Genomic DNA, 11,346 nt, shown 5'->3' with positions numbered 1-11,346 from the left:
GGTTAAATTTGAGAGATATTAGAGATATTCGTTTAGAAGATAGTTTAAAGTTAAGTTTACTAAGGTTAAGTAAGAATGAAGAACGAGAATTTGCCATAAAATTTGAAAAAATTATTGGCATGTTAAATAAAATTTCTGAATTTGAGATAAAAGATGGCATTCAAAAAGAGGCATGTAATTTTTCTGTTTTGAGAAACGATGAGATTTTACCTTCTTTGGCAATTGAATCTATTAAAAATTTTAGCAATGTGTTTGTGGATGGTTACTTTTCATCACCTAAAGTGCTTGAATAGGGAGTATTGATTTGGACTTCAGAGGTTTAAGTTTAATAAAAATTAAAGAATTAATATTGACTCGCAGGTGTAAAATTTATGATATTGTGCTCTTTTATAAAGAACTTTATGAAGCAAATAAGGATATCAATGGATATATTGAATTTTTTGATGATTCATTAGAATTGGCAAAAAAATATGATGAACTTTTGGGTAAAGGTGAGGGACAAAATTTGCCCTTAATTGGTATGCCCATTGCTGTTAAGGATAATATTTCAATTAAAAATAAAGCCTTGACTTGTGCATCTGAACTTTTGCAAGGATATGTTTCCCCTTATGATGCAACTGTTATTAAGAGATTAAAAGATAGTGGTGCAATTATGATTGGTAGAACGAATATGGATGAATTTGCAATGGGCTCTTCTTGTGAGTTTTCTTATTATGGTGTTACGCTTAATCCTTTAAATAAAGAATATGTTGTGGGTGGTAGTTCTGGTGGTTCTGGAGCTGTTGTTGCTGCCAATCAAGCTCCTTTTGCACTTGGTAGTGATACTGGAGGTTCTGTTAGGATTCCCGCATCCTTTTCAAGTTTAATTGGTTTTAAGCCTTCTTATGGAGGTTTATCTCGTTATGGACTTGCATCATATGCGTCATCTCTTGATCAAATAGGATTTTTTGCTAATTCTATTGATGATGTGGCTTTAATATTAAAATATACTTGTGGAATTGATAAAATGGATGCTACTAGCATAGATCTTATTCAAGATCCTTATCCATTGTTAAGTAAGTCTTTAGCAGGTACTAAATTAGCTGTAATTAAAGAACTTAGTGAAGATTTGATGGAACCGGAGGTTGCATGCGAATTTTCTAAATTTAAATCTGCACTTTTAAACAGAGGCGTTGAAATTCATGAAGTTTCAATAGAGGCAGTGAACTTTGTACTTTCTCTTTACTATTCATTATCTCCAGTTGAAGCTGCATCTAATCTTGCTCGTTATACTTGTCTTCATTATGGGAAAAGGTTAAATGATGAATTAAATCTTAATGATTTTTACTATAGACATAGGAGTTTATTTTTAAGAGAAGAAGTGAAAAGGCGTATTGTGCTTGGTAATTATTTGTTATCAGAAGGTTATGATTTGCAATACTATGTAAAGGCTTGTAAAATTGTTGAGAATGTATTAATTCCAAAATTCAATGAAATTTTTAATAATTATTCATATATTATTACGCCTACAAGTTTTGTGAAACCTTTTAAAATTGGTGAAAATTTTGATAATCCTATAAAGATGTATTATTCTGATATGTGTACTGTGATTGCCAATCTTATTGGCTCCCCTGCACTCTCTATTCCCTTTTCTCAAGATGATAGGGGATTATCTATTGGTATGCAAATAATTGGTCAAGTTAAGAGAGATTTTGATCTTTTAAGTTTTGCAAAAAATGTAATAGAGGAATTGGGATTAAATGGAATATAAGTTGCTTGTTGGTTTAGAAGTTCATGTACAATTAGGATTAAAGACCAAAGCTTTTTGTGGGTGTAAGAATGATTTTGGTGGAATTCCAAATTCTCGTACTTGCCCAACATGTCTTGGACTTCCTGGAGCATTGCCTAGTATAAATAAAGAACTTATTAGTAGTGCAATTTTAGCTGGGCATGCTACTAATTCTAAAATTAAAAATATTATTAAATTTGATAGAAAGCATTATGCCTATCCCGATTTACCTAAGGGATATCAAATATCTCAAAATGATGCACCAATTTGTGAGAATGGATTTATCTTTATTGAAACTTGTTCAGGTTTAAAAAAAATCAATATTGTTAGGATACATATGGAAGAAGATTCTGGCAAGAGTTTGCATTTGCTTGAGAGTGAAAATCGAAGTTATATTGATTTTAATCGTTCAGGTGCACCATTACTAGAAATTGTCTCAAAACCAGATATTAATAATGGAGAAGAAGCTGTGGCTTATTTGAGTGCTTTAAGAGAAATTTTTAGATATCTTGATTTGTCTGATTGTAACATGGAAAACGGGTCATTTCGTTGTGATGTCAACGTTAATTTACTTATCAATGAAAATGGTGTTGAGTATAAAACCCCCATTTCTGAGATAAAGAATTTAAATTCTTTTAAATCAGTAAAGTTGGCAATTGATTATGAAAAGTCAAGGCAAAAAGAAGAGTGGATTTTACATAGAAGAACTTTTGAGAGTGTAGGTAAACATACAATGGGTTTTGATGATAAAAAGGGTATTACAGTGCTTCAAAGGAGCAAAGAGACAGTAGCTGATTATCGTTATATAAAGGATCCCGATTTGCCTTTGATCAAACTCGATGATTCTTATATTGAAAGTATAAAGTCTAATAGAATGGTGGAATTGCCTTTTGATACAAGAGTTAGATTAAAAGAGCAATATGGTCTTAGTGATTTTGATGTTGTGACTTTAACGGCTGATAAAAACTTGGTTAAATATTTTGAAGAGGCAGCAATTGCCTCGAGTGATCCTAAGAGAGTGGCAAATTGGATATTGTCTGAGGTATTAAGTGTACTAAATGGTAGAGAAATGAATATACTTGATTTTAATTTACCACCATCATATATTAGTGAACTTGTTGAATTCATTGTTAATGATAGGGTAAGTGGTAAGATAGCAAAAGAAATATTTTTAGAAATGCTTGAGCGAAATGTTTCTTCTGCTATTATTATTAATGAAAAAAATTTAGCACAGATAAGTGATATCTCTTTCATTGAGTCAGTTGTGTTTGAGGTTTTGAATGAAAATCCTAAATCCATTGAACTTTATAAAAAAGGTAAGAGTCATGCAATTAAGTTTATGATGGGTCAAATTATGCGCAAAACTTCTGGAAGGGTTAATCCCGTTCTTGCAAATGAGATTTTAATGAATAAATTAAGAGATGTATAATAGATCTTTGTTTAGCCGTTTTCCAATAATTAAAAGAGCAAGATTTTTTTATCTTTATGATATTCATGGTAATAGGTATTTGGATTTATACTTGAATGGGGGACTAAGCTTTTTAGGACATAGGGTTCAAGGGTTAAATCTTATTCTTAAGCAAACTTTTTCAAGAGGTCTTACTGCTTCTTATCCTTCTGTTTTTAGAAAACAATTTGAAAATGTTCTTTTTTCTTTTTTTAAAGAAGCAGGATTTGTGTGTATTTTTAAATTTGAAAGGGATGCTAGAGATTTTTTATTATCTTTAACAGACCAGTGTTGTTTTAGTAGTCCTTGGGAGGAAAAGCAGGGTATATATGAATTTAAGGCTGGATTTAATAATTTTAGATATCCTATGCTTGTAAAGATTCCAATGCCTGGATGCATGTCTATTAACATTGCTATAGTAGATAATTTATCTAGAAAAATAGAATTTAGAGATTCTTTTGATGCTTTAACTTTAGCAGTTGCTAGGCATATGCTTACTAAGATTTTGTCTTATGAAAAGAGTACAAAAATTAATTTTAATATTTTTGCTACACCTATATTTAAACTAATTAATAGATATATGTTTCCTCTTTATAAATCTGAGTATCATAATGAAATTTTTAATGAGTATTTAAAGAATGGCTATTTAATTAGTCCTTTTTTTGATGTTCCTTCGCTTGTTCCTTTAAAATTTTCTAAAGGAGATTTAGATGGTTTTCACAAAGTTTCTCTTAAGCTACAGGATAAATTTGGCTGTTAGTATTGACAGGTTAACTTACAAATAATACAATGAAAAAGTATAACTTTGTAGAATATCTAAGTGAGGGCTGTATATTATTATGAATAGGATAACGAATAATAAGACAATATGGGTTAAACCTAAGTGTGTAGAGAAAAAATGGTGTATGATTGATGCGTCAGATAAAGTTCTTGGTAGAGTTGCTACAGAAGCTGTTAAAATTTTGAGAGGTAAGCATAAGCCTTATTATACGCCCCACCAAGATTTAGGTGATAATGTTATAATTATTAATGCTTCAAAGATTAGGCTTACTGGTAAGAAATATTCTCAGAAAATTTATTATAGACATTCAAGATATCCTGGAGGTCTTCGTTCTGATACTTTTAGAACATTATCTGAGAGGAAGCCAACAGCTCCTCTTGAAATAGCTATTAAGGGTATGTTACCAAAAGGACCTTTGGGACGTGAACTTTTTAGAAATCTTAAAGTTTTTGCGGGTTCTAATCATATGCTTAATTCTCAAAATTTTTATAAATTAGAAGCAAATTAAGAGAGGAAAAATGGCAAAGTCAGATGTTAAAGGTATTAATTTAGGAATGGGTACGGGAAGGAGAAAGTCTTCTGTTGCTAGGGTTTACATTAGGGAAGGTAAGGGTGATATTAAGATCAACAATAGGGATTTTGATTCTTATATTCAACTTGAAAATTTAAAGACAATTGCTTTATCTCCATTAGTTTTAACAAATACTCTTGGAAAATATGACCTTTACATTAATATTTATGGCGGGGGCATTTCAGGTCAGGCCGGTGCTATTAGACATGGTATTGCAAGAGCTCTTTTTGATCTTGATGAAGAGTATAAAATGGTTCTTAAGTCCAATGGGTTTTTAACAAGAGATTCGCGAAAAGTTGAGCGTAAAAAATTCGGTAAGAAAAAGGCTAGGAAAAGCTTTCAGTTTTCAAAAAGATAAGTATTTTGTTTGTATGAAAAAAAGCCCTCATAAGAGGGCTTTAGTTGTTATTATTGTTTTTTGATGGAATAAAAAACGTCTCTTCCGTGGTATTCGGCAATACTTCCTAGTTCTTCTTCTATTCTTAAGAGCTGATTATACTTAGCTATTCTGTCTGTTCTTGATAAAGATCCTGTCTTGATTTGTCCTGTTCCAAGTGCAACAACAAGATCGGCAATTGTTGTATCTTCTGTTTCTCCTGAGCGATGTGAAACTATTGCAGTATATCCTGCTTTTTTTGCCATCTCTACAGCTTCAAAAGTTTCAGTCAGTGTTCCAATTTGATTTACTTTAATGAGAATTGCATTTGCAACTTTCATTTCAATCCCTTTTTTAAGGAATGATGTGTTTGTTACAAATAAATCGTCACCAACAAGTTGAACTTTATTCCCAATCTTATCTGTAAGTTTTTTCCAGCCGTCCCAATCTTCTTCAGCCATTCCATCTTCAATTGATATGATAGGATATTTTTCTACCCATTTTGCCCAGTATTCAACCATTTCTTCAGATGTGAGTTCTTCTTTTGTTGACCATCTAAGTACATATTTTTTTGTCTTTGGATCATATAATTCAGATGTTGCTGGATCAAGAGCGATTGCGATATCTGTTCCAGGTATATATCCTGCACTTTGTATGGCTTCTATAATAACTTCACAAGCTTCTTCGTTTGACTTTAGATTTGGTGCAAATCCACCCTCATCCCCAACAGCTGTTGCGTAACCTTTTTTACTTAAGATACCTTTGAGTGTATGGAAAACCTCAGCAGACATTCTTATTGCATCACTGAAAGTTTTTGCTCTAATTGGCATTATCATAAATTCTTGAAAATCGACACAGTTATCTGAGTGAGCACCTCCATTTATAATATTACACATTGGTGTAGGTAAAATATTGGCTTTGTAGGCACCAAGATATTGATAAACTTTAAGTCCAAGGTGTTCGGCTGCTGCTCTAGCTGTAGCCATTGAAACCGCAAGAATAGCATTAGCCCCAAGTTTTGATTTATTAGGAGTGCCGTCAAGTTCAAGCATTTTTTTGTCAATTTCAACCTGGTTTAAAGCACTCATTCCTTCAAGTTCTGGAGAGATAATATTTATTATATTTTCAACTGCTTTGAGTACCCCTTTACCCATATAAACAGATTTATTACCATCTCTTAATTCAACAGCTTCATTGGTTCCTGTTGATGCGCCTGATGGAACAGCTGCTCTGCCTAGAGAACCATCTTCAAGTATGACATCTGCTTCAACAGTTGGATTTCCTCTAGAATCAATTATTTGCCTAGCTTTTATTTCATAAATATGAAAGCCCATTTTCCGCTCCTTATTGGTTAATATTTGTATATTTACTTTAGTATATATTTTTAGTATAATAACAAATAAGACAAATGTGTAGTATTTTTGCAAAAGAATTGTTTATTGGATTTTATAATTAAATCATGGAAAGAATTTTAGGTTGGCTATTTTATTTTATATTCTTTTTCTTTAATATTTTTAATATTTGTTCACAATGTTATGTAATTGAAAATTTTGATTTATCTTTAAATGAGTTTTTGGAAGTTTCAACAAGAAAGGATAATTTATCACCAATTGTTGACTCTAAGAGAGTCATTATGTTTTATCCTTCGAATAAGGGTATTAGGAAAATTTTTGCTGCTTTTGATTTTGATGGTTATGCAAAAAAGTATTTATTTAAGAAGAATAAGTATGGACTTTTTTTTGTAAAGATTAATCTCCCTCATGGAGTTGGTAGCATTAAGTATAGGCTTGTTGTAGATGGTATCTGGACAAATGATGAATATAATAAAAATGTAGTGTTTAATAAAGACTTAATACCATTCTCTATAATTGATATAGGTGTAGATCATAGTTACGTGTCTTTACGAAATCCGATTGATTCTTCTGATGGAAGAGAAGTTGAAATTTTTTATATAGGTCGTCCTGGGCAGATTGTTACAATAGCTGGCAATTTTAATAATTTTAATCCATTTTTAAATAGATTGGTTGAACAAGAACCCTATAAAGGGGTATATACTATTAAGCTTAAAGACCTTCCTAAGGGTAGAATTTATTATTATTTTGTCGATTCTGGAAATAAAGTTATAGATAAGAATAATGTTAATAGAATTAATCTATATTTGGTTGAGGGTATTGACAATAAGATGGATTTTGAAGTCTCTTATTTTGATAATTGATCGCTTAAAGGAAAAAATTAAAGTTCTTGTTAGCAATTCTTAATACAATTTATCTATGTAAATATAAAAATTTATGCTGAATTAAGTTAATGACCCACATTGTCTTGTGAGGCCTAAATATAAAAATCTGGGTTAAGACAAATATTTGTCTTAACCCAGATTTTTATTTATCAGATTATTCATTTCATCAAAAAGGTACTTAGATACGAAATGATCCTTTTCTATTTCCTCAAGAGTTGCATTTTCTGGTGTTATAGATGTGTTTCGTATATTTGTTAGGGATGGTTCATCAAGCTTGATAGTTTTGTTTTTTATTTTTTCAGGATCAATTTCAGGAATAGATGCTATTAATGTTTTAGTGTATGGATGTTTAGGGTTTGAGAATAAAATTTCTCTAGGCGCAATCTCTAAAATGACTCCCAGATACATTACGGCAATTTTATCGCTCATGTATTTTACTACTGCCAAGTCGTGTGAAATGAATAGATAAGATAAATTCAATTCTTTTTGTAAATCTTTAAGTAAATTTAAAATTTGTGCTCTTATTGATACATCTAGTGCAGACACGGCTTCGTCTAGCAGTAAGAGCTTGGGATTTAGAGCAAGTGCTCTTGCTATTCCTATTCTTTGTCTTTGTCCCCCTGAGAATTCGTGTGGATATCTAGATAGCATGCTTTTTGCAAGTCCAGTAATATCCATTAATTCATTTACTCTTTTTTCTATTTCTTGCTTGGTTCTTGGGAAAATTTTATTTTCGTTGTATATTACTAATGGTTCTGCTATTATTTCTTTTATTGTCATTCTTGGATTGAGGGATGTGTGTGGATCTTGGAATACCATTTGCATGTCCTTTTTTATCTTTAAAAGTTCTCTTTTTGACAGTTTAGTAATATCTTTTCCATTGAAATATATGTTGCCAGATGTTGGTGTATAGAGCTGCATTATTGTTCTTAAGGTTGTTGATTTTCCACATCCAGATTCCCCAACCAGTCCTAATGTTTTGTTGCGTTCAACTTCAAAGCTGATACCATTTACGGCATTTACCTTACGTTTATTTTTCCAAAATAAAAAGTTTTCCCCAATTGTGAATGTTTGTACTAAGTTTTCTACTTTAAGAATTATGTCTTTTTCATTTTTCATTTAAAATCCCCCCCATTTTGTTTGTAATAGTCCCAATAGGATTATCTTTAATTGAATAAAGTTTTTCGTTTGGGTCCTTATCAAGAGTAAGTATTGATTTTAGAAGTCCAATTGTATATGGATGTTTAGGATTTTTAAATATTTCTTGTACTGTACCTTCTTCTACAAATTTTCCTTGGTACATTACAGAAACTGTATCGCATACTTCTGCAACTACTCCTAAATCATGGGTTATTAATATGGTGGAGGTATTAAATTTTTTAGACAGGCTTTTTATGAGTAGTAATATTTGTTCTTGGATTGTGACATCAAGAGCTGTGGTTGGCTCGTCTGCAATTAATAATGATGGATGGCAACTGAGAGCCATTGCAATCATAACTCTTTGTCTCATTCCCCCTGAAAATTGGTGTGGATAATGTTCTATTCGCTCTTCTGCATTTATAACACCAACTGTTTTTAACATTTCTATTGCTTTTTGCTTTGCTGTCTTTTTATCTAATTTTTGATGTAACATTATTGTTTCTTCAATTTGTGTAGATATTCTTAAATATGGATTTAGAGAAGTCATTGGATCTTGGAATATCATTGCTATTTTATTGCCTCTAATATTTTGAAGTTCTTTTTCGCTAAGTTTTAGTAAGTCTTGACCTTCAAATAGTATTTCACCTGTTTTGTATACTGTCGTAATTTCAGGCAGCAATTTTAGTATTGCCATGCTTGTGACAGATTTACCGCTACCAGATTCTCCAACAATAGCCCTAATTTCTCCTTTTTTCATTTTTAAGTTTATGTTGCTTACAGGATATATTGTTGTATGCTTCAACTTAAACTCAATTGATAAATTTCTTATATCCAGCATATAGTCTTCTTTCATTGAATGTCTCCTAAAGGTTGTCTTTTGGATCAAATGCATCTCTTAATCCGTCGCCTAAAAAGTTCATAAATAGTAAAAATATTGTCATGACTGTTGCTGGGATGAAAATTTTCCATGGGTATTCAATAAATGTGGGGATTCCGTTTTTGATTAATTCTCCCCAACTAGTCATTGGTGCTGATATTCCCAGACCTAAGAATGATAAAAATGATTCAAGCATAATGAATGATGGAACATTCATTGTTGTAATAATTACTATCATGCCAAAACTATTAGGAATTAAGTGTTTAAATATCATTCTCGTATTTGTTGCACCTAGTGTTCTAGCCGCCTGTATAAATTCAGATCTTGCAAGTGATTTTACTTGCCCTCTTACTATCCTAGCAATTGTTAGCCATGAGATAATGCTAATTGCAATAAATACCCCAATGATATTTCTTTCCATAACAGTCATTAAAATTATTATGACAAGCAAAGTAGGTAAGACATAAAAAATTTCTATTATTTTAGTTATTATTTTATCGATAATACCACCAAAAAAGCCAGCTATTGCACCTATTATAGTGCCTATGATCATTGATATGAGTGCTCCAATAAAGCCTACAGATATTGATATTTGACTTCCTTGTATTATTCTTGCAAGTAAATCTCGTCCAAGATTGTCTGTTCCTAGTAGATATATTCTTTTGTGTATTTTAATTTCTTTTCCATCAATTGTTTGAACCTCGGTTTCTATTTTTCTTTTTATCTCTTCTAGTTTTGCTTTTTCTTCCTTATTGATTTCTCGTTTTTCCTTTGCTGATAATCTTTTGATGAAATGAAGTTCCTTTTCATACCATAGTTCTCCAGCATATTTAAGAGATGGGGGCAAATCGGCATGTTCTACTACTTGAGTATGATATTTGTATATTGGTAGTATTGGCCGAAGTATTGCAATTAGTATATAAAATCCGATAATAAATATACTAATAAACGCAAGTTTGTTTTCCTTGAATCTTAACCAAGCTCTTTTGTTTGCTGTGTGGATTTCGACGTAGGTGTCTTGCTTTTCGTGTTCGTTCATTTTGTTCTCCTATGTTCTTGGGTCAAGTTTTTTATAAGCAATATCAGATGCTAAAATGGAAATGAGCAATATTGTTGAATATACTAATAGTGAACCCATGAGTAGTGGATAATCCCTGTTTAGAGATGATTCTACTGTAAATGTACCCATTCCAGCAATTCTAAATATTTGTTCAATAACCATACTGCCAGAAATTATACCAGCAAATGCAGGCCCTATATAACTTACTAGAGGGAGTATAGAGCCTATTAACACATGCTTTCTGATTATTACATTAAAGCTTAGTCCTTTAGCTTTTGCTGTTCTTACAAAATCGCTCTTTAGTATTTCTAACATAGAACCCCTAATAATGCGTGTAAAAATAGCTATCCATGGTAAACTCATTGTTAATATTGGCATAATTAAATTTGTAAGCCCTCCTCGTTCTGAAATCCACCCAGAAGTGTAAAACAATTTTAATTTTACAGATAAAAGATATTGTAAAAGAGGACCAGTCACAAAGGTGGGTACAGAAATTCCACATATTGCTGCTATTCTTATTATATAATCGGTGCGAGTGTTTTTTTTGATTGCTGCTAATGAGCCTAGCAAAATTCCAAGTGTGAGAGATATTATTAAGCTTATTATTCCAATTGTAAATGATTTAGGAAATCCTAATTTTATGTATTGATTTACATTTAAATCTTTCTTTACTAATGATGGCCCAAAGTCTCCTTTGAAAATGTTTGTGATGTAGTAGTAAGCTTGTACATAAAAAGGTTTATCAAGATGGTATTTTTGCATCAATTTTTCTTTAATTTGAGGGTCAATGGGTTTTTCAGAATCAAATGGGTTCCCGGGAGCAAGCTTCATTATTAAAAAACACAAAAAAATTATTACTATTAAAGTTGGTATTGTTTCCAGTATTTTTTGCATGGTAAACTTTAACATAATTGCTCCTTATTATAACAGAAAGATTTTTTTCGTTGTATAATTAGTTATTTTAACATATGAGATTCAATATTTTTCAAAAAATATTGAATTTATTTTAGTTGGGAAAATGCACATCCTTAAGTTAGTCTTAACTTATTCTTATTCATTAATATATAAATTACAATTTTTAAAGAAAAGA

General features: G+C 31.2%; 12 protein-coding genes. 7 read left to right on the top strand and 5 right to left on the bottom strand.

Annotated features, from left to right (window positions below; genetic code table 11):
- Nucleotides 1–17 precede the first annotated feature (17 nt).
- The 6 genes from gatC (at nt 18) to rpsI (ending at nt 4,925) form a co-directional block, all read left to right on the top strand.
- Nucleotides 18–293, top strand: coding sequence for an Asp-tRNA(Asn)/Glu-tRNA(Gln) amidotransferase subunit GatC (gene gatC, locus bvRMA01_RS01690; RefSeq protein WP_247032398.1), 276 nt, complete (start codon nt 18–20; stop codon nt 291–293).
- Nucleotides 294–304: 11 nt separating this feature from the next.
- Nucleotides 305–1,750 (top strand): Asp-tRNA(Asn)/Glu-tRNA(Gln) amidotransferase subunit GatA, encoded by a 1,446-nt coding sequence (gene gatA / locus bvRMA01_RS01685; protein WP_247031738.1) that lies wholly within the window; start codon nt 305–307, stop codon nt 1,748–1,750.
- Complete coding sequence (gatB, locus tag bvRMA01_RS01680; RefSeq protein ID WP_247031736.1) at nt 1,740–3,197, top strand: Asp-tRNA(Asn)/Glu-tRNA(Gln) amidotransferase subunit GatB; 1,458 nt, start codon at nt 1,740–1,742, stop codon at nt 3,195–3,197. Before gatA ends, gatB begins: the two co-directional genes overlap by 11 nt.
- Nucleotides 3,190–3,975, top strand: coding sequence for a hypothetical protein (locus bvRMA01_RS01675; RefSeq protein ID WP_247031734.1), 786 nt, complete (start codon nt 3,190–3,192; stop codon nt 3,973–3,975). Before gatB ends, bvRMA01_RS01675 begins: the two co-directional genes overlap by 8 nt.
- Nucleotides 3,976–4,054: 79 nt before the next feature.
- Complete coding sequence (rplM, locus tag bvRMA01_RS01670; protein WP_011772292.1) at nt 4,055–4,504, top strand: 50S ribosomal protein L13; 450 nt, start codon at nt 4,055–4,057, stop codon at nt 4,502–4,504.
- 10 nt (nt 4,505–4,514) lie between these two features.
- Nucleotides 4,515–4,925: a 30S ribosomal protein S9 gene (rpsI, locus tag bvRMA01_RS01665; protein WP_011772291.1), complete on the top strand. Its 411-nt coding sequence runs from the start codon at nt 4,515–4,517 to the stop codon at nt 4,923–4,925.
- A 50-nt stretch (nt 4,926–4,975) separates the two neighbouring features.
- On the opposite strand, the gene eno is transcribed toward rpsI, so the two are convergent.
- Nucleotides 4,976–6,277, bottom strand: coding sequence for a phosphopyruvate hydratase (gene eno / locus bvRMA01_RS01660; protein WP_247031732.1), 1,302 nt, complete (start codon nt 6,275–6,277; stop codon nt 4,976–4,978).
- A 125-nt stretch (nt 6,278–6,402) separates the two neighbouring features.
- Here eno and bvRMA01_RS01655 point away from each other — a divergent pair, with 125 nt between their 5' ends.
- On the top strand, nt 6,403–7,158 hold the full coding sequence (locus tag bvRMA01_RS01655; RefSeq protein ID WP_011772289.1) for a hypothetical protein: 756 nt from the start codon (nt 6,403–6,405) through the stop codon (nt 7,156–7,158).
- 150 nt (nt 7,159–7,308) lie between these two features.
- On the opposite strand, the gene bvRMA01_RS01650 is transcribed toward bvRMA01_RS01655, so the two are convergent.
- The 4 genes from bvRMA01_RS01650 to bvRMA01_RS01635 are packed head-to-tail and all read right to left on the bottom strand — an operon-like array spanning nt 7,309 to nt 11,165.
- Nucleotides 7,309–8,298, bottom strand: a complete 990-nt coding sequence (locus tag bvRMA01_RS01650) for an ABC transporter ATP-binding protein (RefSeq protein WP_247031730.1) — start codon at nt 8,296–8,298, stop codon at nt 7,309–7,311.
- Nucleotides 8,288–9,172 (bottom strand): ABC transporter ATP-binding protein, encoded by an 885-nt coding sequence (locus bvRMA01_RS01645; protein ID WP_247031728.1) that lies wholly within the window; start codon nt 9,170–9,172, stop codon nt 8,288–8,290. Before bvRMA01_RS01645 ends, bvRMA01_RS01650 begins: the two co-directional genes overlap by 11 nt.
- Before the next feature lie 10 nt (nt 9,173–9,182).
- Nucleotides 9,183–10,235: an ABC transporter permease gene (locus bvRMA01_RS01640; RefSeq protein WP_247031726.1), complete on the bottom strand. Its 1,053-nt coding sequence runs from the start codon at nt 10,233–10,235 to the stop codon at nt 9,183–9,185.
- A gap of 9 nt (nt 10,236–10,244) precedes the next feature.
- A complete protein-coding gene (locus bvRMA01_RS01635; RefSeq protein ID WP_011772285.1) occupies nt 10,245–11,165 on the bottom strand; it encodes an ABC transporter permease in 921 nt (306 codons plus the stop codon).
- Nucleotides 11,166–11,346: the final 181 nt, after the last annotated feature.

The sequence above is a fragment of the Borrelia venezuelensis genome, assembly GCF_023035835.1.
GTDB classification, from domain to species: Bacteria; Spirochaetota; Spirochaetia; order Borreliales; family Borreliaceae; genus Borrelia; species Borrelia turicatae.
This window is presented reverse-complemented; position numbering and strand designations above follow the sequence as displayed.